This is a genomic window from Aureimonas sp. N4 (assembly GCF_001463925.1).
Lineage (GTDB): Bacteria > Pseudomonadota > Alphaproteobacteria > Rhizobiales > Rhizobiaceae > Aureimonas > Aureimonas ureilytica_A.
On record NZ_BBWS01000042.1, the window covers coordinates 52,375 to 74,837 of the forward strand.

General features: G+C 62.6%; 24 protein-coding genes. 20 read left to right on the plus strand and 4 right to left on the minus strand.

Features of this window, described 5'->3' with window-relative positions; genetic code table 11:
• Window positions 1-18: 18 nt before the first annotated feature.
• Complete coding sequence (locus AUL28_RS12860; protein ID WP_062233226.1) at window positions 19-375, plus strand: phage tail assembly chaperone; 357 nt, start codon at window positions 19-21, stop codon at window positions 373-375.
• A 39-nt stretch (window positions 376-414) separates the two neighbouring features.
• On the opposite strand, the gene AUL28_RS12865 is transcribed toward AUL28_RS12860, so the two are convergent.
• A complete protein-coding gene (locus AUL28_RS12865) occupies window positions 415-957 on the minus strand; it encodes a CC0125/CC1285 family lipoprotein (RefSeq protein ID WP_062233229.1) in 543 nt (180 codons plus the stop codon).
• Window positions 958-999: 42 nt separating this feature from the next.
• Here AUL28_RS12865 and AUL28_RS12870 point away from each other — a divergent pair, with 42 nt between their 5' ends.
• From AUL28_RS12870 to AUL28_RS12925, 14 genes are all read left to right on the plus strand, one after another.
• Window positions 1,000-6,369, plus strand: a complete 5,370-nt coding sequence (locus tag AUL28_RS12870; RefSeq protein WP_062233232.1) for a phage tail tip lysozyme — start codon at window positions 1,000-1,002, stop codon at window positions 6,367-6,369.
• Window positions 6,366-7,895 (plus strand): hypothetical protein, encoded by a 1,530-nt coding sequence (locus AUL28_RS12875; protein ID WP_062233235.1) that lies wholly within the window; start codon window positions 6,366-6,368, stop codon window positions 7,893-7,895. The genes AUL28_RS12870 and AUL28_RS12875 overlap by 4 nt, the downstream gene beginning before the upstream one ends.
• Window positions 7,896-7,903: 8 nt before the next feature.
• Window positions 7,904-8,764: a hypothetical protein gene (locus AUL28_RS12880; RefSeq protein ID WP_062233238.1), complete on the plus strand. Its 861-nt coding sequence runs from the start codon at window positions 7,904-7,906 to the stop codon at window positions 8,762-8,764.
• Window positions 8,764-9,615, plus strand: a complete 852-nt coding sequence (locus tag AUL28_RS12885) for a hypothetical protein (protein WP_062233241.1) — start codon at window positions 8,764-8,766, stop codon at window positions 9,613-9,615. Before AUL28_RS12880 ends, AUL28_RS12885 begins: the two co-directional genes overlap by 1 nt.
• Complete coding sequence (locus AUL28_RS12890; RefSeq protein WP_062233244.1) at window positions 9,612-10,598, plus strand: DUF7483 domain-containing protein; 987 nt, start codon at window positions 9,612-9,614, stop codon at window positions 10,596-10,598. The genes AUL28_RS12885 and AUL28_RS12890 overlap by 4 nt, the downstream gene beginning before the upstream one ends.
• Window positions 10,595-11,092, plus strand: a complete 498-nt coding sequence (locus AUL28_RS12895; protein ID WP_062233247.1) for a hypothetical protein — start codon at window positions 10,595-10,597, stop codon at window positions 11,090-11,092. The genes AUL28_RS12890 and AUL28_RS12895 overlap by 4 nt, the downstream gene beginning before the upstream one ends.
• Window positions 11,093-11,165: 73 nt before the next feature.
• Window positions 11,166-12,758, plus strand: a complete 1,593-nt coding sequence (locus AUL28_RS12900) for a hypothetical protein (RefSeq protein ID WP_062233248.1) — start codon at window positions 11,166-11,168, stop codon at window positions 12,756-12,758.
• 24 nt (window positions 12,759-12,782) lie between these two features.
• A complete protein-coding gene (locus AUL28_RS22685) occupies window positions 12,783-12,959 on the plus strand; it encodes a hypothetical protein (RefSeq protein ID WP_156419994.1) in 177 nt (58 codons plus the stop codon).
• Window positions 12,959-14,362 carry an SGNH/GDSL hydrolase family protein gene (locus AUL28_RS12905; protein ID WP_062233249.1) on the plus strand — a complete coding sequence of 468 codons (1,404 nt, stop codon included), beginning with the start codon at window positions 12,959-12,961 and terminating at the stop codon, window positions 14,360-14,362. The genes AUL28_RS22685 and AUL28_RS12905 overlap by 1 nt, the downstream gene beginning before the upstream one ends.
• 55 nt (window positions 14,363-14,417) lie before the next feature.
• Window positions 14,418-14,642 carry a hypothetical protein gene (locus AUL28_RS12910; protein ID WP_062233253.1) on the plus strand — a complete coding sequence of 75 codons (225 nt, stop codon included), beginning with the start codon at window positions 14,418-14,420 and terminating at the stop codon, window positions 14,640-14,642.
• The gene (locus AUL28_RS12915; protein ID WP_082640445.1) at window positions 14,639-15,130 is read left to right on the plus strand and encodes a lysozyme; all 492 of its coding nucleotides are present in this window, start codon (window positions 14,639-14,641) and stop codon (window positions 15,128-15,130) included. The genes AUL28_RS12910 and AUL28_RS12915 overlap by 4 nt, the downstream gene beginning before the upstream one ends.
• Window positions 15,130-15,567 carry a hypothetical protein gene (locus AUL28_RS12920; RefSeq protein ID WP_062233256.1) on the plus strand — a complete coding sequence of 146 codons (438 nt, stop codon included), beginning with the start codon at window positions 15,130-15,132 and terminating at the stop codon, window positions 15,565-15,567. Before AUL28_RS12915 ends, AUL28_RS12920 begins: the two co-directional genes overlap by 1 nt.
• Window positions 15,536-15,712 carry a hypothetical protein gene (locus tag AUL28_RS23770; RefSeq protein WP_441294089.1) on the plus strand — a complete coding sequence of 59 codons (177 nt, stop codon included), beginning with the start codon at window positions 15,536-15,538 and terminating at the stop codon, window positions 15,710-15,712. Before AUL28_RS12920 ends, AUL28_RS23770 begins: the two co-directional genes overlap by 32 nt.
• A gap of 41 nt (window positions 15,713-15,753) precedes the next feature.
• Window positions 15,754-16,167 (plus strand): hypothetical protein, encoded by a 414-nt coding sequence (locus tag AUL28_RS12925; RefSeq protein WP_156419995.1) that lies wholly within the window; start codon window positions 15,754-15,756, stop codon window positions 16,165-16,167.
• Between the two features lie 55 nt (window positions 16,168-16,222).
• Here the strand turns inward: AUL28_RS12925 and AUL28_RS22690 are convergent, their stop codons facing one another.
• The 3 genes from AUL28_RS22690 to AUL28_RS12940 all read right to left on the minus strand — a co-directional run bounded on the left by AUL28_RS22690 (window position 16,223) and on the right by AUL28_RS12940 (window position 17,959).
• The gene (locus tag AUL28_RS22690) at window positions 16,223-16,471 is read right to left on the minus strand and encodes a hypothetical protein (RefSeq protein WP_156419996.1); all 249 of its coding nucleotides are present in this window, start codon (window positions 16,469-16,471) and stop codon (window positions 16,223-16,225) included.
• 150 nt (window positions 16,472-16,621) lie between these two features.
• Entirely contained in the window at window positions 16,622-16,924 is a 303-nt protein-coding gene (locus AUL28_RS12930) for a hypothetical protein (protein ID WP_156419997.1), read from the minus strand.
• A gap of 708 nt (window positions 16,925-17,632) precedes the next feature.
• A complete protein-coding gene (locus tag AUL28_RS12940; RefSeq protein WP_062233267.1) occupies window positions 17,633-17,959 on the minus strand; it encodes a hypothetical protein in 327 nt (108 codons plus the stop codon).
• A 265-nt stretch (window positions 17,960-18,224) separates the two neighbouring features.
• Here AUL28_RS12940 and pyrH point away from each other — a divergent pair, with 265 nt between their 5' ends.
• From pyrH to rseP, 5 genes are all read left to right on the plus strand, one after another.
• Complete coding sequence (pyrH, locus tag AUL28_RS12945) at window positions 18,225-18,938, plus strand: UMP kinase (protein ID WP_058635303.1); 714 nt, start codon at window positions 18,225-18,227, stop codon at window positions 18,936-18,938.
• A gap of 32 nt (window positions 18,939-18,970) precedes the next feature.
• The gene (gene frr, locus AUL28_RS12950; protein WP_058598380.1) at window positions 18,971-19,528 is read left to right on the plus strand and encodes a ribosome recycling factor; all 558 of its coding nucleotides are present in this window, start codon (window positions 18,971-18,973) and stop codon (window positions 19,526-19,528) included.
• An 84-nt stretch (window positions 19,529-19,612) separates the two neighbouring features.
• Entirely contained in the window at window positions 19,613-20,299 is a 687-nt protein-coding gene (locus AUL28_RS12955) for an isoprenyl transferase (RefSeq protein ID WP_058598464.1), read from the plus strand.
• Between the two features lie 3 nt (window positions 20,300-20,302).
• Complete coding sequence (locus AUL28_RS12960; protein WP_062233270.1) at window positions 20,303-21,154, plus strand: phosphatidate cytidylyltransferase; 852 nt, start codon at window positions 20,303-20,305, stop codon at window positions 21,152-21,154.
• Between the two features lie 84 nt (window positions 21,155-21,238).
• The gene (gene rseP, locus AUL28_RS12965; protein WP_062233273.1) at window positions 21,239-22,378 is read left to right on the plus strand and encodes an RIP metalloprotease RseP; all 1,140 of its coding nucleotides are present in this window, start codon (window positions 21,239-21,241) and stop codon (window positions 22,376-22,378) included.
• Window positions 22,379-22,463 lie beyond the last annotated feature (85 nt).

The following is a 22,463-nucleotide window of genomic DNA, read 5'->3' on the forward strand; positions in this document are numbered from 1 at the left end:
GCATCGGTCAGGCACGCGTTGTTCCTAGCCGAGCGCGACGAGCGGACTAACCGCTCAAGGCGAGAGCATTGGGAGGAGTCGGGCATCGAGATCGAAGAGCCGGAGGTCTACGAGGCCGGCTCCCATCTCATTGGCTGGTTCTGGGACATGGACAGCCTGTGCGGTTCCAACGGCATGGGCGCCATGATCCCGCTCGACGCCGTGCGAATTCAGGCATGGGCGGCGCTGACCGGAACCGATGTCGAGCCATGGGAGGGGCGAATGCTTCTCGACATGGCTCGCGCGCGGCAGGCCGGGCCGCAAGAGGCGATGCAGATCGAAGCGCCGGCCACGCAGGCGATCAACGCCGCGATGTTCGATGCGCTGTTTGGTTGACTGGAAACGTTTCCAGTGAGGGGGCGGCACATCGGCCCCTCACTTTTTAAGCAGGATGCGCGGCCCTATCGTATCCAGTACCTCTTGAGCATCGATCGAACCATCAGGGCGCGTCGATCCCGGCAAAAGCCGAATGTAGACGGTTGCGCCCGGCTGGTAGGCAGCGCTCGAACTGGCAGGCGTCACAATGTAGCCGCCGAAGCCATTCGGGTTGACCATTCCCGGCGTGGTGAAGGTCTGGATCCGGCTAGCGTCCTGAATGTCGCCCTCGCGGATGAAATAGCGTGAGCCGTTCGCCTTGGCTGTTTGCGCCGCCTTGAGCAGCAGGAAATCGCCAACTCGCTCCGAAGGTGTGTTCTGGTTCACGAGGGCGGAGATGCGATAGCGACCATATCCGACCTGCTCAGCGCGAACGCCACCGACGACCGGACCGGCGCCTTCCTCTTGGTATGGCGTCTGGCACCCCGCCAACCCCAGGCACATCGCCGCCACTAGAATCAAACCGCGCATGTCGCTCTCCCGTCCATCTGCGGTTGAGAACGCCATAACCGCCCGTTTGTGTCCATAAGTGACATAGACCATTCACAGGCTCGCTTCGGCGGGCCTTTTCATTGGAGAGCGCAAATGGCTGATCTCGCCGTACTCGGGCTGGAAATCCGAAGCGATGATGCTGTTCGTGCAGCCTCCGACCTCGAAAAACTGAGCACCTCCGCAAAGAAGGCTGAGAAGGCCACAGAGGGGGCCGGCAAGGCTTCCGAGCAGGCGGCTCAGCGCATGAGCGGCAGTTCCAAAGCCGTCGAGCGCTTGCTTGCCGCCATTGAAAAGGTCGAGCGCGCTGTCCGCGAGCAGAATGCCATGATGGCGAAGATGGGCGCTTCCCTGTCTAACGCTGAAGCTCAGATGCTCGGCGCCACGAAGGCAGCTCAGACGGTGGCGGCCAACGTCGAGGCGGCCGGAAAGGCAGCGGGGGCCGCATCCGAACAAATCAATGCGGTGAGCGAAGCTGCGGGCTCCATCTCTAATGCCGCCGACCAAGCGGCCGGTGGCCTGGGGCGCATGGATCGCACGATTCAGGGCGCGAACGATAACGTCGAACTCGCCGGCCACACGGTCAACAACCTGCGTTCGCAAATCCTCGACCTGGGGACCATGATCGCGAGCGGCTCGTCGCCTTTCGACGCGCTGAAGACCCAGGCTGCCCAAATTTACGAGGCTCTTGCGAACGCCGAAGGCGGCGCAACAGGCGCGCTGAAGGCCATCTGGACGCAGGTGAAGGGCTTCATCAACCCGACCAGCATCGTGATCGGCCTTCTGGGTGCTGCCACGGTGGCGGTTCGCTACTTCGGCGACAACGCAGAACGGAACCTGCAAAAGGCAGAGAAGGCGGCGAAGTCCTACGAAACCACTGTTCGCAGTCTCGTCACCGCGCAAGGCGACCTTGGCTCCGTCATGGGCCGCATCTTCGATCAGGAGATGGTGGGCTCCGTCGCCCAGATGCAGCGACAGCTTTCGCTACTCGCTAAGGAGCAGGTGGAAGCCAAGAAAGCGCTATCCGAGAATCTGGTGAAGGCCGGCGTCCCCAGCGCTCTGGAAACTTTGAGCCCGATCGGCCCGATCAAAGAGCTTTTTCGTCTCAGCACCGGCAACACGTCTCTGGGAACCCTTGGAACTCTCGGCGCGGAATTCGAGAAGGGCAAGCGATCGGCTGAAAGCTTGGTCGAGGAGCTGACCAAGCTCAAAGTCAGCGACGACCTGCCGAAGGATCTCGAAACCATCGTTGATAAGATGCTCGAGGGCGCGCAGGAGGCTTCGAAGGTCGAGGCGCGCATCAAGGCCATCACGACGGCCATCCGCGAGCAGAAGCGGGAGATCGCGAACGACAACTATGTGAAGGCATCGGAGGCGTTCTCGGGGTTCCTGCCGAACGACCTCACGCAGCGCCAGCAGATCGAGAAGGCGTATCGGGAACGTGTCGCAGCGATCCGCGACCTGCAAGACAACCCGCGCTCCATGGAAGGCCGGCTCAACACGGCCGAAGCTGAGCGCCTCACGGCTCTCAAGGAAATCCAGCGCCAAGAAGATGTGATGCGCGATGGTCGTGCCCTCGACCTAGCCGCGATCGGTGCGCAGACGGTTGCGGAGCGCGCTCTGCTCGCCGCCAAGCGTGAGCGGCTTGCTCTCAGCGAGCCAGGAGCAAACAAGGAGGAAATCGAAAGGAAGGCAGTCGCCGCGCAGACGCAGGTCTATGCTCAAGCAGAGCATGAGGCAGCGGACGCTCTGCGTCAGAGCCAGGCTGCGCGCGATCAAGCCGACTTGGAAGGCTATGCCGCTCAGGTCGCCGCGATCAATGCGCAGTATGCCCGGCAGATCAAGCTTGCCCAAGGCTCTGAGGCCGCCGTTCGAGCATTGTCCGAGGCCCGCGACCTTGACCTAAAGGCGCTCGACATCAGCACCCGCAAGAGCCTGTTCGACGGCCAAGAAGCGGAGTTGCGGCAGCTTCAGGCCGAGGCCGGACTGATCGGTCAGAACGATGACGCGCGCCGGAAGGCTCTCGCCACGCTGAAGGCCGAAGCCGACCTTCGCCGGCAGGGTATCCCGCTCAACAGTGAATGGGGCCGCACCTATGTTGCCAATGCCCAGCAGATATCGGACTTGGACGACGCGCTCGGCAAGCAGCAGAAGTCGTTCGATGATCTGAAGGACGCGGCCAAGGACTTCTTCGAGACACTCTCGTCTGGCGGCGGGATCATGGACGCGCTGACCGGCGCCTTCGGGAAGTTCGCAAACCAGCTTGCCTCCAAGGGTTTCGACCAGCTTTTCGGCGGCTTGTTCGGGAAGGGTGGGTCGGACACTCCACGCGTCGTCGGGGCGATCACCCAGGCGGCGTCTCAGGTGCCGGCATACGGCAGCAGCATGGGAGTCGAAACGACGTTCGCCGCTCCTCTGGGGGGCGTATCGCGGGCGCCGCTCCCACCGCTTGTCACGGGCGATGGCTTCTCGGCTTCGAAGGCCTCCAGCGTCGCGCGCCAGTCGGTGCCGGCTCAAGTCTGGAATTTCTTCGCGTCCAAGGGGCTGGCATCTCACCAGATCGCCGGCATCATGGGCAACGCTCGGGCCGAAAGCGCATTCAACCCGGCTGCTCGCGGTGATGCGGGCGCGGCGCTGGGCTTGTTCCAGTGGAACGACCGAAGCAGTGCCATGAAGGCGTTCGTTGGGCAGGACTGGCACTCGAACGTTCAAGGCCAGCTCGACTTCGCCTGGAAGGAACTCCAGACGAGCGAGAGCAAGGCGTATCGCGCGCTCTTGCAGGCCACGAACGTCACTCAGGCAACCGAAGCTTTCCTCGGGTTTGAGAGACCGCACGGCTACAACACCGGCGTCCGCAACTCGCACAACTACTCGGGCCGTGTGGGTTATGCGGAGGATGCCTTCCGCCAGTTCGAAGGCACCCAAGCGAAGACAGACAGCATCGTCTCGGTCTCGAAGCGAGATGCGGAGAAGGCGTTCGAAAACGGAGCTGCTCGCGGCGTTCAGAAGGGCATCGAAACAACCTCTTACGACCGCCCGAACTATGACTCTTCGCCGCGCGCGAACGATGGATTGTTCGGCGCGCGTGGGCTTGCCGGTCTTCAAGTTCTCGGAGCGGGTGTTGGAGCATTCGGGAACGGCTACCAAAGCGGCAGCCCGCTCTCGGGCGGGTTGAGCGGTGCCTTCTCCGGCTACGGCGCGGGCGGTGCAATCTCATCCTTCCTCGGTGTTGGGGCAGGAGCAGGGGCGGCCCTCGGTGTGGTTGGTGGTGCAGCCCTTGGCATCATCGGCGGCATCATCGGCGCTCGCAAAAAGCGCGAGGAAGCCCACAAGCAGGCCGCCGCCAAATGGGCCGAGATGCAGCCTCAGTACGAGGCGTTCGACCGCTCGCTGTCCGGCGAAAAGCAGGGCGACCTGCGCAAGTACGTCACGGACGGATGGGGCCAGCTCTCGCAATTCATGAGCGTGGGCGGCGCGGCCTGGAAGATGGGCTCGGGCAACTCGACGGCTCAGTTCAATAGCACCGGCAAGAAGCTCTTCGAGGGCTTCCTGAAGATGCTGGATGAGTTCCGCGAGGGCTATGAGGCGATGATCCAGGACCTGTCCTCGGGGCAGGGATTGGCCGGCGCCTTCGCCAAGGGTCGGAACGCGACGAAGGATCTGGCGACCCAGATCAAGAAAACGCGGGACGACATCGACATCGCGTTCGGCAACATCGCCTCCATCGACTTCCTGAACACGGCGACAGCCCAGCAGCAGGCAGCGGAGACGGAGAAGCAGCGCGCGGATGCTATCGGCCGCTTCAACGAGGCGGCGGGGAAATACGCGCTGAGCCTTCTCTACAACGCGGAGAAGGTCTCCGATGTCCAGCAGACCATCGACGGGCTTCGCGGCACGGCGGCTGGTTTGCAGAGCGTCTTGCAGGATCTCGGCTACACGGCCGACGATGCGGCCAAGGCGATCGGGGATCGGCTGAATCAGGCCATCGCCAACGTCGCGCGCGGGCTCGAGCAGAACCTTGCGGATCGCATCGACAGCTTGAACGGCCGGGATTACTTCGCCAGCGTGCGGGGCTTCCTGGAGGAATACCAAGGGCTCCAGCGGGACTTCGCAGCGGCCGGGGCGGACACGTCCCGTCTGCCCGAGTTCTTCAAGCTCCAGGCGCAGTCGATCGTGGACGGGGCGGAACTGACCGGCGATGCCTTCGCCGATCTGGTCCGCGTCTTCCCGCAACTGTCGGGGGTGGTGCGGGAATTCTCGGCCACAGCCAGCCAGTCCGCGAAGGAACTGGCACAGAGCGCGCTCGACACGGCTAGGTCCAATCTGGACCGTAGCTATCAGGCCGAGACCGACCGCATCAACGACCTGTTGAACGCGCGCCGGGACGAGGCCAACGAGCTGGAGAGTACGATCTCGAAGCTGGAGGACTTCCGCGATCAGGTGCGGGAGTTCAGGGACAGCCTGAAGCTCGATGACAACCTGTCGACGCTCAACGCGCGCGACCGGGTGACAGAGGCGGGCAGGCAGTTCCAGGAGCTTCTGAGCAAGGCGAAGGGTGGCGATGAGGAAGCTCGTGGGCGACTCACCGGGGCGGCGCAGGAATATCTGAACGAGGCGAAGGGCTACTACCAGACCTCGACGGATTACGGCGCCATCTTCGATGAGGTGTCCAAGGCTCTGACCGACACCCAGACCACGACGGAAAGCGCTCTCTCGACCGCGCAGAGCCAGCTGGATGCCCTGAAGCGGCAGATTAGCCTGGATGAAGCGCAATTGAGCATCGCCAAGGCCCAGTACGATGCCATCCTCGGCACAAACGAGGGCATCAAGGGCCTTCAGGTGGCGCTGGCCGAGATGGCTGTCGCGATTGCGCAGGCTCGCAGCCAGGGCATCACCACACCGGGCAACACGAATGCTTCTCAGCCGGTCTCGGATCGGTCGATGCAGTATCTCGCGAACAACCCGGACGTGGCGAAGGCCATCGCAGCGGGGCAGACCTTCGGCGCTCTGCCAGGGTCGAGCATCGAGGCGATCATTCAAGACCACTGGACTCGCCACGGCCAGTACGAAGTCGGTCACGGCACGCGCGTCGGCTACTCGGCGGGCGGTTTCACGGGCATGGGCGGCGTCAGCGATGTGGCCGGCCTTGTTCATGGGCAGGAATACGTCATGGACGCGGCATCCACCCGCGCCATTGGCGTCTCCACACTCGACATGATGCGGCAGACCCGCAGCCTCCCGACGATCGCCATGCCGGCCAGCCCGCGCATGGTGTCGGGCGGCAACGACAATCGCGGCGTCGAGCAGCGCCTTGATCGTCTCGAAACCCTCATGCGTCAGCAGATCGCGACGACCGGCGGCGGCCTCCAGCGAGTGGCCGAAGCCGGCGAAGCGGGTGCGCGCGCCACGGAGCAACGCGCTCTCGCCGAAAGGAGGAGCGCCAACAACAAGCAGCAGGCGGCATGATCTATCTCATCGAAATCGACCCGCTCGATGAAGCGACGGGGCAGATCGTGACGCTGCGCTATGGCTCGGAGAGCTTCATTACCGAGCCATCCGACGCGCCGGGGAACGTGACCTTCCACCAGAGGGTAGCGGACCCCGGCAACTACTCCCGGCATCTGTTCCAGACGGGCAAGACGCGCGGCGAGAGCGACGTGGGCGGTGGTGACATAAAGCTCGTGAACGCCGATCGCGGGCTCGACTTCCTGCTCAATCTCGCCTTCGACGGGCGAGCGGTTCGCATCTTTGGGCTCGAAGACAGCTATTCGCCCTGGTCCAGCCGGGTGACGCTGTTCTCGGGCACGATGGAGCAGGTGACGTTCGAACAGCGCACCGTGACGATCCGCATTCGGGATCGACTGGCCGCGCTGCGTGAGCCCATCCAGACGCTTCGGTTCAAGGGCACGACCACATCGGGCTCTTCGACGGAGGCGGAAGGCAACATCGACCTGAAGGACGTGCCGGTGCCCGAGCTTTATGGCTCGGCCCGGCTCATCCCTCCGGTGACGGTGGACGCTTTCAACTACATCTTCCGGGTCGCGCGGCGCGTGGACGGCGTGACGGCGGTCTATGACGCGGGCGTGGCTCTCACGGCCACTCAGGACTACGCCACGCTCGCCGCGCTCAAGGCCGCGTCCCTCTCGGCCGGACGATATGCTACCTGCAACGCGCTCGGCTTGGTTCGCACCTATTTGCGCCCGACCAGTCTGACGGTGGATGCGTTCGAAGGAGCGACACTGGCGCAGCGATCGGCGGCGCGGATCGTGCAGCGAATGCTTCCTTCAGCGCTCCCGCTGTCGGCCGCATCCTTCGACGCCCTGCATAACGCCAATTCGGCCGAATGCGGGCTGTGGACGGGCACGAACGAGAGGACCTTTCTCTCCTGCGCTATGGACGTTCTCGCCTCTGTAGGGGCTTCTCTGAACGTTGATCGCCTCAGCATCGTGCAGGTCGAACGGCTGGAGCTTCCGACCGGTGCGGGCACGCTCTTGGACAATGGCGTGGTGCTCGACCGCGACGAAGCCTTCGAGCGCCAGGCGCCGAGCGACGAGGGCGATGGCGTTTCAGCGCGAGAGATCACGCTGAAGTGGGGCCGGGCCTACACGACCTACACGCAGCAGGACTTGGCGAACGTCAATGCGACGGAAGCCTTCCGCTCCTTTGCGGTCCAGGAATGGCGGCAGAAGGTGGTCTCGTCGGCCGCGAATGCCGCCGCCCATCCGCAGGGGCCGAAGCTCGTCTTCGAAACCTGCTTCTGCAACGAGGCCGACGCGACGGCCGAAGCCAACCGCCTGATGGCGATCTACGGCGCTCGCCGGGACATCTACCGGCTGATGGTCTCAAGCAGCTACGCGCCGACGCTCGACCTCGGCGACGTGGTGACGCTCCAGACCGACAACTTCGGCATGTCAGCCGGCGTACCGGCCCGCGTGCTCGGGCTCACCCAGACCTATTCGACCAACGTCACCGAGATTGAGTGCTGGCGATGACGAACTGTATGTTGCTGTTCCCGAACCGGGCCGACAAGCCGCGCGGCGCGATGCCGGGGGCCAGCATCACCGGGCCGGCATGGGCTCTGCCTCTTGAGAACATGCAGCGGCGCGAGTCCTATCTCGTCGCCCGGTCGGTTGATACCCAGGCTGCCAATACGCAGTTCACGGTACGGATCAACGGCTTCATGCCGTATCGCGTCATCGTTCTGAACGGGCATCAGTTCTCCGTCACATCCTCGCTGAAGGTGACAGGCTGGTACGACGATCAGAGCTACAGCAGCCCCGACTTCACGATCCTGAAGGACGCCTACCCCTCGGTCGCCTTCACCGAAGACCTGCCGTGGGAAGCGGAGAACTGGTGGGACGGCAAGCCTCTGACCGAGGACATCGCTGGGTTCACCCAGAACGTCATCATCATCCTGCCGCTGGTGTCGCAGGCGCCGAACATTCGGGTGGAGATTTTCGACCCGAACAACGCCGCCGGCTACGTCCAAATCCAACGCCTCTTCATCGCGGACGGTTGGCAGCCATCGCACAACTACGCCTATGGCGGCGCGCACGCCTATGAGACGGACACGCAGATCGAGCGCGCGATCGGCGGGGCTGAGTCCTTTGATCGGCGCGAACCCTATCGCGTGGCGCGCATCGCCTTCGAATACCTGCCGCAGGACGAAGCGCTCCTGAAGGGCCTCGACCTGTGCCGCCGCGCCGGGACGGACGGCGAAATCTTCTGGATCGCGGACCCCGACAACGAACGGACCCTCGTCCAAACCTCATTCCTCGCCCGTCTTCGACAGCTCTCCGCGTGGGAGCAGGTCGTCTACGAGCGCGCCAACATCGCCTTTGAACTGAAGGAACTGCGCTGATGGCATTGCCCGCGCCTATCCAGGCCCTTTACGATCGCCTCCAGACCTACAACGGCGACCCTTACAACGCGCAGACCAATGCCGGGGGTCTCGCGCGCGGCGGCAATCAGAACCCGATCGGCAACTTCATCAAGCTGGTCCGCGACTTCTCGGCATATGGCAAAGCGATCGCCGAGTCCGTGCAGGGCGCTGGGCAGGAGGCGGCTGACGCTGAAGCCGCCGCGACCGCTTCTCAGCAGAGCGCGACGAATGCAGCAGGCAGCGCCACCAACGCCGCCGGAAGCGCCACGGCAGCTGCGGGCAGCGCCACAGCGGCGGCTGCGACCTATGACGATTTTGACGATCGCTTTCTCGGTGCAAAAGCGTCCGACCCGGCGAAGGACAATGACGGCAACACGCTGATCGTCGGGGCCGTCTATTTCAACACGACCGACAACCTGATGAAGGTGTGGAGCGGTACGGCTTGGCAATATTGGGTGCCGAACGCGGCCGACTACCTCGCCAAATCCGGCGGCCGAATGACGGGCTATCTCTCGTCAGCCGTCAAGGATCACGGAACTCTCGGGGCCGTCACCGAGGAATACAAATACGCCGACGCCAACACGCACAAGGTCACGGTGAACGGCGCGCACGTTATCAACCCGACCGGCATGTCGGAGGGCGACGTGATGCAGATCAATATTCTGTACCAGTCCGGCTCGATCGCGGTGTCAGGCACGACGCAATGGGAGTTGGGCGGCGGCGCGAAGTCATCGAACTTCTCCGACATCGGCGTCGCCCTGACGGCGAACGCAGCCTATCGCGTCGTGTTCGAGATGGTGGCAGGCGTTCGCACGGGCGTCTTCCAATGAGCCTGCCGAGCGCGAAGAAGCTGCTGATGCAGGGCGCGCGAAAGCTGCGCCCTCAGGATGTATTCGCCACCGCGCTCTATACCGGCAATGGCGGAACGCAGGCGATCACGAATGGGCTGGATTTGGCCGGGAAGGGCGGTCTGGTCTGGGGAAAACGTCGGAATGCCAACTACGATCACAACTTGTTCGACACCATCCGAGGTGGGTCTCGCCGCCTCAAAACAAGCTTGTCAGCTGTAGAGGAAACTGTCTCCCCGGCATTTGCGAGTTTCAACTCCTCCGGCTACACCATATCCGGTTCCGATCTTGCCTGGAATAGCTCCGGTGACACGTTTGTCTCTTGGTCCTTCCTCCGAGCAAAGAAGTTCTTCGATGTAGTCACCTACACGGGCAACGACGTAGACGGTAGGCGTATCTCGCATAGTCTTGGAACCGAACCGGGCCTCATCATTATCAAATCCAGAACAGCTACGTTCAACTGGGCGGTACAACATCGATCCTTAGCGATCGGCAATGAGCTTTTCCTGAACCAGACCGCAGCGGCTGGGGTAAATGGCAACTTCAAAGGCGCGATTGATGCATCATCCTTCGGGGTCAGCAGCAACCCAGGCGTAAACCGCGCAGGTGACCAGTATGTTGCCTATCTCTTCGCTCAGAACCCCGACCTGATCGACTGCGGCAACTACATCGGGAACGGCAATGCCTCAGCCGGCCCATCCGTCACATGCGGCTCTGGATGGAAGTCGCAGTTTCTCGTGATCAAGGCTGCAAGCTCGACCGGCGGCTGGAATATGTATGACGACAAGCGCGCCACGTTCGCTGATAGCCCTGATCGTTATCTCCGGGCAAACCAAGCCCTGAATGAAACATCAGGACAGTCTTTGGCCCGAACTGCCACCGGCTTCAGGCCGACCACGGACGACCCTCAGGTCAACCAATCCGGCGTCACCTACATCTATCTCGCGATAAGGGTTCCCACATGACCGTTGCCGCCTACCGCGACCGCGCGTCCGGCCGCTATCCCATCGCGCTGGAGGAGGTGCGGCAGTCTGCCGGCGCGCTCTTTGGCGACGAGCCGCCCGTCGAACTGCTGGAAGAACTCGGCCTCGATCCCGTCGAAGCCGTGGAGCCGCCCGCCTACGATCCGACCACGCACATGCTGACCGAAGGCGACCCGGTGCGCGCTGGTGATGGCTGGCGGCAGACATGGGCGGTTACTGCGCTTCCGCCCCCGCCCGTTCCCGAAGAGGTGTCGCGGCGGCAGGCAAAGCGCGCGCTGTCCGATGCGGGCCATCTCGCAGCGGCCAATGCGGCCATCGCGGCGATCCCCGGCAAGGCTGGCGATGATGCCCGTATCGATTGGGCCGACGCCGGCTATTTTCGACGCGACAATCCGTTGATCGCCGCCTTGGGGCAGGACCTCGGGCTCTCGGCCGAAGCGATCGATGATCTCTTCCGCGAGGCTGCGGTCATCTGACCGGCCCGCACAACCTGACATCCACCGGCGCCCTTGAGGCGCCTTTTTCATGTCCATTCACAGGAGGCCAGCCATGGCCCTTTCTTCTGCGCGCCTTGGCGCCAATCGTCGTTCGCTGGCCGCTGCGATCGGGGCGGGGATCTTGGTGCCGGGTGGGCAGAAAATCATCTCAGCCGTGCATAGCTTCAACAGCCGGCTCTCGTTCAACAACGGAGTGATCCAGGCCACCGTGCCCGCGCTGGAAAACAGCGCCGATCTCGTCGTGATGATGTCGCCTCCGTGGGACATCAAATGCCCGCGCTTCTGGTTCGGCGGCTTCTACGGGAAAACCGGGGTCGGCGAAGCTGCGGTCGGCAACGATGTGAACTATGAACTCGCCATCATCGAGATCAACGACGTGAAGTACACGCTCACGGCTGGCGGCTCCGAAGCCTTCGTCGTGCCGAATGGCGGGTTCAAGGGCACAGACGTTAACGAAATCAAGATCCCGGCCAACTCCATCGTGCGAGTGGGCTGGGCGCTCAACGTCGCGTCGGGCGGCTCTTACCCCTCGACATCCGGTATTCGCGTGCCGGCATCAGTGTTCGCAACGGCCTCGGGAAGGGGCGACGCTGCGTCGGGGGCGTCGACATCGCGCAAGGCATTCCTTCAGTCGAACACGGCGGGCAATCAGACAACGCGCGACTCGACTATCGTAGGAGCGCCCGTCGCTTTTTCGTGTCTGCCTGACGGACCGATAGCGGAAAAGGCTGCCAAGTCGGCCCTTGTCTTGGGCAACAGCATCGGTTGGGGCCAGAACGATTTTCAGGCGGGGTTTGGCATCACGAGCGCCGACTTCGCGACGCTAGGCTACGTCAATCGCGGCCTGTCCCGCCCAACGAATGGCCGCATTCCCTTCACCAATCTCTGCGTTCCGGGCGCGCGCTTCCGCGACCTCACGCTCAACGGCGGCGGCGGCGAGGCGGGCACGGCGGGCTTTGCGATGCGCAAGGCGCTTCTGGAGGCGGCGGGGTATCCGTTCTCGACGCGCCTCGTGGAGATGGGCATCAACACGGTTGCGAGTGACGTGGCCGCAACCACGCTCGCCAAGGCGGCAGAGGCATTCGCTTTTGTCGCGACGCTGGGCGGCAACGGGCGAAAGACCATCGCCACCACGCTCACGCCTCAGACTGTGCAGGTGGGGGATACCTATTGGGCGAGCGCGAACGAGGCCAATCAGACGCGCGCCTCGGACGGCTCACACGCTGCCTATGACGACTGGATCATGGCTAAGCCGGCCAACGTGGACGGCGTGATCGACGTGCGCCCCGCGTTCGAAAGCTCGCCCGGATCGCGCAAATGGGGCAAGCCCGCAAACAATTCCGGCGCGCTGTCCGCTGACGTGGCTGTCGGCGCAAGCTCGATGACGCTCGGTTTCAAGCCGTCCGAGGGCGACACCCTCGTGATTGACACCGGCATCTCGGCCAGTGTCGAGACGTTCATCGTGACGACAGTCTCAGGGTCGGCCGCGCCTTACACAGTCGGGCGGAAGGGCACATTCACGAAGGCGCACTCGGCTAGCGCCGCCGTGGACGGCACATACACCTCGGACGGTACGCATAATTCGCGGCAAAGCGCCGTTGCGGGTGCAGTCGTGGTCGACGCCGCCAAGCCGATGTTCGTTTAAGCACTCACTTCTCAGGAGCCTCACATGGTCTCTTCCGCCCGCCTTGCCGCGAGCAGGCGATCTCTCGCGTGCGCCATCGGTGCCGGCATCCTTCAGCTTAGCGAGCCTGTGCCGCCCGCTGGCTTCTCTTTCGTCACCACCAATTCCAACGCCGATTTCGTCACGTCCGGTGGTGATCGGGTTATCGCGAGGGCCGCTTGATGGCTAATCTTGATCTGGACGACCTTCTGAATGCGCGCAGTCTTGGCGCGGATTTGCCTCTGAAAGTTGCGCGTGCCAACGTGCGCCAGTGTCGCTTTGCGACCTATTCGCACTCTTTCGAGGCGTTCGGGCAAAACCGCATCGCATCTGGCGCAGGTTTCGTGAACATCGCCGAACCGCGCGGATCTCACTTCTGGCTCCAGGCTATGATGGGGCCGCGCTTCATTGCGCCTCGTATGACCACAGGCAAGCACGGCGGCAAGTCCACGACCTTCATGGCAGACGACGCGCAGCTCCTGCCGTTCGTGGCAGAGTGCAAGGCCAACAAGATCAACACGGTGCTGTTCTTCGGCGTCGTCAACGACAGCATCTCGACCTTGGCAGATACCGATCGACTGATCGCCAACATCACCAAGATCAGCAAGGCCATCACAGACGCCGGCATCCTCTTCGTCATCACAGACGATCTCCCGGCCGGTCCCGGCAGCACGACGAGCTATACCCGCGATGCCGCTAAGCTCGCGGGTCTCAATCGCTACCAGCGCTGGGCAATGTTTGAACTTCCGAACCTCAATCCGTTGGTTCTCGCAGTCCCGGTTTACAGCAAGTTCGTGTCGCGCACCGGCACAACGGGCGTCCCGGCCGACAACTCACTGTTTGATGCTGCCGATCTGATGCACCCCAACGTCAAGGGCCATGCGCGATACGCCCTCGAAATCTACAAGGTGCTGGACAAGCTGTTTCCCCAGCGGGTCAACCTCTCCAACATCGACAATGCAGGCGGCTACAGCGCGACGCTCAACAAGCGCGGGTCGCTGATCGGCAACGGGATGTTCGATGGCGACAATGGCTCTGGCCGGGCAACCAACTGGGGTTCTGGTGGGCCTGCGGCTGGCTTGACGGCTACTATGTCAAAGCTCACGGACCCGGATGGCACTCCAGTCCAACAGGTCGCGATCACTGGCACCGCCACAGCGGTGGGCGATTTCCAGTTCACCCGGACATCGGGCACAGGCAATTTCGAACCTGGCGATACTCACTATGGTGAGGCATTCGTACTGGTCAAAAAGAGCGATGCCGCCACCGGCTATCTGAATCTACGTGGCCTCATCGTGCAGGCGGCGTGCTCGCATTCCTCGCCCACAGCTAACTACAATGGCCAAGCCGGCAACGCGATCGCCAACGATCCATTCCCGACCGATTTGGATTGGTCGCAATTCAATGAGGGCCGGGGACTCTATTTCAGGACGCCAGAAGAGATCATCGGCTCCTCCTGGCCGGCCACCACGCCATTCTGTCAGCTGACGATCAAGCTCACGATTGAGGCGGCCGTGGCGACGGACATTGTGATGCAGGTTCGACAGGCGGACTGGCGCAAAGCGTCTGCTGCCAGCGGGTTCTAAACCACCACACATAGCCCGGCCCTAGCGCCGGGCACCCCCTCACATCGGAGATCCCATGACCCTCGTTGCCAACTGGCGGCGGGTTTTGTCGCGTGCATGGTCGGTCAGGTTCATCGCCCTGACCTTCGCCCTGATCGTGCTCGACTTCGCCTTGCCCGCCTTCGAAGAAAGCCTCGGCCTTCCGCCGCGCACCTTCGCGCTGATCTCTGGCGTCACCAGCGCCGCCGCATTTGTGGCCCGCTTGGTCGTCCAGCCGGCGGTTTCGGGAGGCCAGCAATGAGCCAGCCCACGAAGACCTCGCGCGTCGGCGGCTCTCGCCTCAAGAAGGGGGGTGTCGTCCTCGCTCTTGTGCTCGGCACGATCGGCACATGGGAGGGCGTGCGCACCGTCGCCTATCCCGACATCGTTGGCGTGCCGACCGTATGCTTCGGCGAGACGCGAGGCGTGAAGATGGGCGACCGCTACACGCTCGAGGAATGCCGGGTGATGCTCGGCGAGGGCGTGAAGCAGTTCGAGGCCGGAATGCGGGCCTGCCTGACGAACCCCGACGCCATTCCCGACAAGCCCTATGCCGCCATGGTGTCCGTCACCTACAACATCGGCACGGCCGGGTTCTGCAACTCGTCCATGGCGCGCCGGCTGAACGCGGGCGACATCAAGGGCGCCTGTGACGCTCTGCTGGCCTGGAACAAGGCCGGTGGGCGCGTGGTGGCCGGGCTGACGAACCGCCGGCAGGATGAACGCCGTCTGTGCTTGGAAGGTGCGTGATGATCGGCGCGCTCGAGGCCATCAAGGCCGGCGTCTGTCTCATCCTCGGCGCTGCCTTGGGTTGGGTCGCCTCCAGCCTCATCGCCCTGCCTGCCGCTCGAGAACAGGGCGCGCAGACCGAGCGCATCGTCTGGCAGCAAGCCCAGCGCGATGCCGAAGCCAAGGCCGAGGCAGACCGCCAAGCCGCCCAGACGAAGATCGACGCCATAGAGCGCGACTACCACCAGCGCGAGGCCGATCGTGCGGCCCGCATGTCGGCTCTGGAAGCCGCCCTCGAACAAGAGCAAGCCGATGCCGTCCAATCCCCGCCTGCTGTCGTTGGCAGCGCTCCTGCTTGCCGTCCTGCTGTTCCAAAGCGGCTGCGCGACGCGCTCGACGGTATCGGTCGCGCCACGTCTTCCAACGGTGCCGCAAACGCTCCTGCTGGCCTGCGCTGACCCTGTGGCGCTGCCCGACCGCGATCTGACCACGGCCGAGACCGTGCGGCTGTGGGGCAGGGACCGGGCCGCGCTCGGCGAATGCCGGGATCGGCACGGGGCCTTGTCAGGGGCAACCCGCGCCATCACAGATCAAGGCCGTTAGAGGCCGAAACAATAATCAACACAGTGCGTTAGGAATTCACCATGGCAGGCGAGGGTGCAGACATGCAGAAGCCAAGCTGGTTCTCGACCAATCTCACTCTCGGCAATGTCTTGGTGCTCGTCACTATGACAGTGGGCGGGGCGGTGATCTACGGTCGGCTGGAAAACACGATCGAAACGCAGGCCATCACGATCGCATCGCTGAAGGCCGACTTTGCGAAGATGGACGACAAGCTGGATGACCTGCCCCGGCTGAACTTCCGCGTCACGGCGCAGGAAGAAGCCCTGAAGGCGACAAACCAACGCGTCGATGTCAGCCTGTCGAACATCAGCCAGCGCCTTGCCGAGATCAATCAGGCGCTGGGCGGGCTGGACACGAAGGTGGCGGTGCTGACGCAGCGGATTGAGTTGCAGACCTCGACCGGGCGGCGAGCGGATGCGGCCACCCCGCGCTAAGTGGAAACGTTTCCAGTGAGAAGTTAGCCCCGAACGCTAAACCGGGGTAACATGGCTATCTCGCCGGCCACTCCCATCGCCTCGGGAACAGCAGCGCCAGCGCATCGCACTCTGCCTGTGGCCGAGACGCCCGGAAGTTGGCCGGCGGCATGAGCTTTAGATCTGCCGAATTGAGCGATCGGCGATCAGGTGCCACGATGTAGCTGACCAGATTGGACCCGCAGTGACCGCATTTGATGCTTGGCTTGCGGCCGACGAAATCCCAGCGCAGCCCGAACTGCATCGCGAGATCGTACACGTCCATGTCGAGCGCCCGACCGCAGCCTGGCGGCTTGCTGCAAGTTGCCGAGACTGAGTGTCCGTCCGCTATCAATTGTCCGAGTGTGCCGCTCCGTTGTCCCATCCCCTATGAGAACGCATCGCGAACGATTCGGGGAGGGGGTGTGGCGGATGGTCAGGCGGAAGCCTGCATGAGGGCGTGCCGGGCTCTCCGCTCCCAATCCGCCAGATCGCTGTCGTATTGCTCCTGAAGCCAGAGCGCGACGGTTCCACTGCGCGTTGCGATTGGCTTGTCCGGCCAGTCGCTATTGTGCTCTTCGACATACCGATCAAACTGACCGCTGGCGACCCACTCATCTGGCTCGCGCGAGCAGGCCAGCGTCGCTGCTCTTCGATCCATTGCGTCCATCTTGCGGGCTCTGACGCAGAGATCCAGCCCCTCACTCAACAGACGCTTGAAGTCCTCCTCACCGCTCATCTCTTGCCTCCGCGAGGAGGGCGCGGCCTGCTGTGGCCGGGAGCTTCTCTTCGACCCATCGCCGTTGAGGCTCTTCGCCTCTCTCATAAGCTGCGGCGCAATCCTTATCGAACGTGACGCCTTGGATGCGCGTGAACTCGCTCCCTAGCGTTGAGAGGAAGCCACATGCTCTGCAACTAAACAAAGGGATCACGTCCTCTCCTCCTGTGCGATCTTGGCTCGGAGGAGGGCGGACTCCTCTGTGTCATCAAGGCAAGCGTTGCAGACGGGCATCGTAATGGTCCGCTTCTTGCCGCGAGGGGTGATCCCGGTGCACGATACCTCTTCGCCGCTGAGTTCCTGCGGGTATTTCCACCGGCCGCACTTCCCGCACTCCTTCTGCCGGAGGCCCGCTTTGTGCTGCACCTCGGCCCAAGCGTGCCACTGGATATAGCCTTCTGGAGCTTGGTCGCCCGGCTGAGGGTCGCCCGCGCTCAAAATATGCCCGTTCCAAGTCCATGGGCGCTTCATGCTCCCTCTCCCTGCTCGACCCGATCAAGGAGAGTGCGGAGGGTGGAGGTCATGGGCGGGGCTCCTTAGCGAGCAACAAAATGCCCGGGCGGGGGATAACGATCTTCCCGACCGGACCGCGCTGGTCGATCACTTCGCAGCGGCGTCGTGCGATCCATGCAAAGATGAAATGCGGGAGGATGACTGTCCAAGCTTGCATCATGCCGCGCCTCCGCCGTGCTGGGGGCGGGGTGAGGGGGTGGAGTTGAATAAATCCGGGTGCGGCAATGGCTCTCGATGCCAGCGGCCATTCTCCCAGTACACAGCGCTACTCATAAACCAGCGGTGCGACCAACCCATCTTCCATTTGGTCAGCAACACAGCGGCAGGCAAATCATCGAACATGATGAGGTGCGCTTCGATCTGCCGAGGCTTGCCGCGCCCGACAGCATGGGCACCGAGAATCTCGCGGTACGATGGGGGCACTTCTTGAGGGAGGCACCCGCGCAGGTGCTTATCGACAATGCGGATCAGGGCGTCGCCCATCCTACGCCCTCCTGCCAAGCTGGAGAGGGGCGAAAACAAGAGAAGCTTTTCGGTGGGAAATGCGTGGTAATCCGGCTCCACGGAGCGTCAATGGTCGCCGTTTGTTCTCACTCCACCACTTCGACCATGTTAGGTAGATAGCCTCGAAACCCCCGCATTCACGGCGTTTCAGGCGCCCTAGAAATAGGGAATGATTTCGAGCATATGCTTGAGAAGCGGGCGCCCTTCCTGTATCGCAAGCCGGCACCTCAATCAGGACACTTGCATGACCCTCCGTTTCAAACGCGTTCTTCTGAAAGTGTCGGGCGAGGCGTTGATGGGCCAGCAAGGTTTCGGCATCGATGTTGCCGTGGCCGACCGTATCGCAGGTGACATTCGCGAAGCGCGCGAACTCGGCGTCGAGATTTCGGTCGTGATCGGCGGCGGCAATATCTTCCGCGGCGTGGCAGTCGCGTCCAAAGGCGGAGATCGCGTCACCGGCGACCATATGGGCATGTTGGCGACCGTCATCAACGCACTGGCGCTGCGCACCTCGCTCACCAAGATTGGCGTCGACGCGATTGTTCTGTCGGCCATTGCGATGCCGGAAATCTGCGAGAGCTTCTCCCAACGCGCCGCTTTGGCTCATGCGGAAGCGGGCAGGGTGGTGATCTTCGCGGGCGGCACAGGCAATCCTTTCTTCACGACCGACTCCGCCGCCGCCCTCAGAGCCGCCGAGATGGGCGCGCACGCCCTGTTCAAGGGGACGCAGGTCGATGGTATCTACTCCGCCGATCCCAAGCTCGTGCCGGACGCGACGCGCTTCGACCAGCTGACGCACGATGACGTGTTGAGTCGCGGCCTTGCTGTCATGGATGTGACGGCCGTCGCGCTGGCGCGTGAGAACCATATTCCGATCGTCGTGTTCTCGATCCACGAACAGGGCGAATTCACCCGGATCCTGACGGGCGGTGGCCGCTCCACGATCGTGTCCGACTAAAGTTCAGCGTACGAATAATCAGAGGAAATCCCATGGCTGCTCCGGATCTGAATGAATTGAAGCGTCGCATGGATGGCGCGGTCACCTCGTTCAAGGGCGATCTTGCAGGACTTCGCACGGGCCGCGCTTCGGCAAACCTCCTGGACCCGATCGTCGTGACGGCCTACGGCTCGACTATGCCGCTCAATCAGGTGGCCAACGTGACCGTTCCCGAACCGCGTATGGTCGCCGTGTCCGTCTGGGACAAGGGCATGGTGGGTGCCGTCGAACGCGCTATTCGCGAAAGCAGCCTCGGCCTCAATCCGATCACGGACGGTTCGACCCTGCGCATTCCGCTTCCCGAACTCAATGAACAGCGCCGCCGTGAACTCGCAAAGGTCGCCCATACCTATGCCGAAAACGCACGTGTCGCCGCGCGCCATGTTCGCCGCGACGGAATGGACACCTTGAAAAAGGCGGAAAAGGACGGCGACGTCAGCCAAGACGATAGCCGCGTCACGTCTGACCGCATCCAGAAGATGACGGATGAAACCATTTCCGAGATCGATAAGGCGCTTTCCGTAAAGGAAGCCGAAATCATGCAGGTCTAGTTTTCGGTCGATCCCAATAACCTAGACGGCAGAGCGGAGAGCGCGGTGGAACAGGTGCGGCAGCCCCAACACGTCGCCATCATCATGGATGGCAATGGACGCTGGGCAAAGGCGCGTGGCCTGCCGCGCACGCTTGGGCATCGACGCGGCGTCGAGGCCGTGCGAGAAGCCGTGCGTGCGGCGCGCGAATTCGGTGTGCGCTATCTCACGCTCTTCGCTTTTTCGTCCGAAAACTGGAAACGGCCGGTCGAAGAGGTCGGCGAGCTTCTGCGTCTCCTTAAAGTGTTCATCCGGCGCGATCTTGCCGACCTGCACCGGGAGGGCGTTCGCGTTCGCGTTATTGGCGAGCGACAGAGCTTGCCGCGCGATATCCGCGGACTTCTGGAAGAAGCTGAAAGTCTAACGGTCGGCAATGATCGCAACACACTGATCATTGCTTTCAACTACGGCGCGCGAGACGAGATGGCTCGCGCGATGAAGCGGATCGGCTCCAAAATCCAGTCCGGCGAACTGTCGCTGGATGCGATTTCGCCAACGCTCGTGGACGAGCATCTGGACACCGCTGGCATTCCCGACCCAGACCTGATCATTCGCACGAGCGGCGAATTGCGCTTGAGCAACTTCCTTCTCTGGCAGGCTGCCTATTCCGAATTCGCCTTCCTGCCGTGCCTCTGGCCCGATTTCGACCGAGCTGCTTTCCGAGCCGCCCTTGACGACTACACGATGCGCGACCGCCGATTCGGCGGCTTGTCGCATGAAATAGCATCCTGACGAATGGGACTTGGTCTCGGACGCCTCGCCGCAACGCAATCTTGGACGGACCTCCGGTCGCGTTTGATCTCGGCGATCGTGCTGGGAATCACCGTCCTGCTTCTGACGTTCATGGGAGGCGTCGCGTTTCGCCTCCTCTGCTGCGCAGCCTCCGTCATCGTCTTCGATGAGTGGTCGCGAATGACGCGGGCCAAGCGGGCTGGGGATATCTATATCTTCGCCCGCCGCTCCCTGTATGTGAGCTTGGCGCTTTTCTTCTTCGGGCTTCATGGCTGGTCATTGACGGTCCTTCTGGGGTCCACCGCGTTTATCGGGATCGTGGATCAAGGGGAGCGCAAGGCCAATTGGGTCATGGGAGGCCTCGTCTACGGCGGAGCCGCAGGCATGGCACCGGGCATTCTGCGAGACAGCGGCCCGGAAGGATTGGCCGCGCTCGGGCTAGTCATCTGCGTCGTATGGGCGACCGATATTTTCGCCTATTTTACAGGGCGCACCTTCGGCGGCCCCAAACTCATGCCCATGGTTTCACCGAAAAAGACCATGTCCGGGGCGCTGGGCGGTCTGTTGGCCGGAACAGTTTTCGGGTTGGGCTTCGAATATTGGCTCACCGACGATATCAGTCTGAAAGTCGCTGTCCTCTGCGCCGTTCTTTCCATCGTAGGGCAGGCGGGCGACCTTTATGAATCCTGGATCAAACGCCGCTTCGGCGTGAAGGATTCCGGGCGTTTGATCCCGGGGCATGGCGGCCTCATGGATCGGATCGACGCCCTGATCATTTCGACGGGCGTCCTGCTTCTGGTCGGTATCCTGGGCTCCGGATTGGCGCATCCAGCTCGCGCGGTCTTCGATTTCTGACATAAAAATGAGAATGTTGGGCGAACATCGCTAACCGGCGGGCGCTATGTCCGTCGCCTGACGAGACGAACAAAGGGCACGGACATGGATCTCGCGAGTTTGCCTGACGCCATCTGGAACATGGCGCTGATCAAGATCGTGCCGTTCCTTTTCGTGCTGACGGTCATCGTCTTCTTTCACGAGCTCGGCCATTACCTGATCGGCCGCTGGTCCGGCATCAAGATTATGGCCTTCTCGATCGGGTTCGGTCCGGAGCTTGTCGGCGTGACGGATCGCCATGGGACGAGATGGAAGCTTTGTGCCATTCCTCTCGGTGGTTACGTCAAGTTTTTCGGAGATGAGAACGCGGCCAGTATGCCGAGTGACGCCGCCCTGCGCGAAGCGTCAGCCGAAGACCGGGCCCGCGCGTTTCAGAGCGCCAGCGTGGGAAAGCGCGCCGCAACGGTTGCGGCCGGTCCCATCGCGAACTTCATACTCGCCATCGTGATCTTCGCAGCCACTGCTTACGCAAGTGGCATCGTCGTCGGCGATCCGATCGTATCGGAAGTGCGCCCGAACTCGCCGGCGGCCGTCGCGGGCATCCAGCCAGGGGATCGGGTAACATCAGCCGACGGGGAGCGCATCCGTTACTTCAGCGACCTTCAGCGCTACGTCTCGACGAGGGCAGGCGAACCCATTCAGCTTGGCCTGGAACGAGGGGGCGAGAATAAGACGGTTAGTGTAACGCCGGATCTTCAGACCCAAACCGATGGATTCGGCAACAGCTACCAAGTCGCCGTCATCGGGATCGTTGCCAATAGTGAGCAGGCGGCGTTTCGCCATGAGAACCTCAGCCCGGTTGAGGCGCTCAATTACGGTGTTTCACAGACATGGTTCGTGATCGAGCGGACGGTCGCGTTCATTGGTGGAATTTTCCGTGGCGCCGAGAAAGCTGATCAGATCGGCGGACCGATCAAGATCGCCCAGGTTTCCAGCCAGGTTGCGACACTGGGCTTCGGGCCCTTGCTGAACCTCGCCGCCCTTCTTTCGATCTCCATCGGCCTTCTGAATCTGCTCCCGATTCCCATGCTGGATGGCGGACATCTCCTGTTTTATGCGTTCGAGGCAGCGCGTGGAAAACCCCTGAGCGAGCGCGTCCAGGAATTCGGTTTCCGGATTGGCCTCGCGCTCGTGATGCTGCTTATGGTATTCGCTTTCTGGAACGATCTTTCGGGTCGCACTTGAAGATCGATCGGGGACTTGGAGAGGGTTAGTCGACTATTCACCATCACGATCGTCCACGTGGCGGTCGTGCAACTCTTTTCCGTTT

Bases quoted from the DNA above. Each gene is read 5' to 3' on its own strand.
- AUL28_RS12865 (WP_062233229.1), bottom strand. From the start codon at position 957: ATGGTCTATGTCACTTATGGACACAAACGGGCGGTTATGGCGTTCTCA.
- AUL28_RS12870 (WP_062233232.1), top strand. From the start codon at position 1,000: ATGGCTGATCTCGCCGTACTCGGGCTGGAAATCCGAAGCGATGATGCT.
- AUL28_RS12875 (WP_062233235.1), top strand. From the start codon at position 6,366: ATGATCTATCTCATCGAAATCGACCCGCTCGATGAAGCGACGGGGCAG.
- AUL28_RS12880 (WP_062233238.1), top strand. From the start codon at position 7,904: ATGTTGCTGTTCCCGAACCGGGCCGACAAGCCGCGCGGCGCGATGCCG.
- AUL28_RS12885 (WP_062233241.1), top strand. From the start codon at position 8,764: ATGGCATTGCCCGCGCCTATCCAGGCCCTTTACGATCGCCTCCAGACC.
- AUL28_RS12890 (WP_062233244.1), top strand. From the start codon at position 9,612: ATGAGCCTGCCGAGCGCGAAGAAGCTGCTGATGCAGGGCGCGCGAAAG.
- AUL28_RS12895 (WP_062233247.1), top strand. From the start codon at position 10,595: ATGACCGTTGCCGCCTACCGCGACCGCGCGTCCGGCCGCTATCCCATC.
- AUL28_RS12900 (WP_062233248.1), top strand. From the start codon at position 11,166: ATGGCCCTTTCTTCTGCGCGCCTTGGCGCCAATCGTCGTTCGCTGGCC.
- AUL28_RS22685 (WP_156419994.1), top strand. From the start codon at position 12,783: ATGGTCTCTTCCGCCCGCCTTGCCGCGAGCAGGCGATCTCTCGCGTGC.
- AUL28_RS12905 (WP_062233249.1), top strand. From the start codon at position 12,959: ATGGCTAATCTTGATCTGGACGACCTTCTGAATGCGCGCAGTCTTGGC.
- AUL28_RS12910 (WP_062233253.1), top strand. From the start codon at position 14,418: ATGACCCTCGTTGCCAACTGGCGGCGGGTTTTGTCGCGTGCATGGTCG.
- AUL28_RS12915 (WP_082640445.1), top strand. From the start codon at position 14,639: ATGAGCCAGCCCACGAAGACCTCGCGCGTCGGCGGCTCTCGCCTCAAG.
- AUL28_RS12920 (WP_062233256.1), top strand. From the start codon at position 15,130: ATGATCGGCGCGCTCGAGGCCATCAAGGCCGGCGTCTGTCTCATCCTC.
- AUL28_RS12925 (WP_156419995.1), top strand. From the start codon at position 15,754: ATGGCAGGCGAGGGTGCAGACATGCAGAAGCCAAGCTGGTTCTCGACC.
- AUL28_RS22690 (WP_156419996.1), bottom strand. From the start codon at position 16,471: ATGGACGTGTACGATCTCGCGATGCAGTTCGGGCTGCGCTGGGATTTC.
- AUL28_RS12930 (WP_156419997.1), bottom strand. From the start codon at position 16,924: ATGAGCGGTGAGGAGGACTTCAAGCGTCTGTTGAGTGAGGGGCTGGAT.
- AUL28_RS12940 (WP_062233267.1), bottom strand. From the start codon at position 17,959: ATGGGCGACGCCCTGATCCGCATTGTCGATAAGCACCTGCGCGGGTGC.
- pyrH (WP_058635303.1), top strand. From the start codon at position 18,225: ATGACCCTCCGTTTCAAACGCGTTCTTCTGAAAGTGTCGGGCGAGGCG.
- frr (WP_058598380.1), top strand. From the start codon at position 18,971: ATGGCTGCTCCGGATCTGAATGAATTGAAGCGTCGCATGGATGGCGCG.
- AUL28_RS12955 (WP_058598464.1), top strand. From the start codon at position 19,613: ATGGATGGCAATGGACGCTGGGCAAAGGCGCGTGGCCTGCCGCGCACG.
- AUL28_RS12960 (WP_062233270.1), top strand. From the start codon at position 20,303: ATGGGACTTGGTCTCGGACGCCTCGCCGCAACGCAATCTTGGACGGAC.
- rseP (WP_062233273.1), top strand. From the start codon at position 21,239: ATGGATCTCGCGAGTTTGCCTGACGCCATCTGGAACATGGCGCTGATC.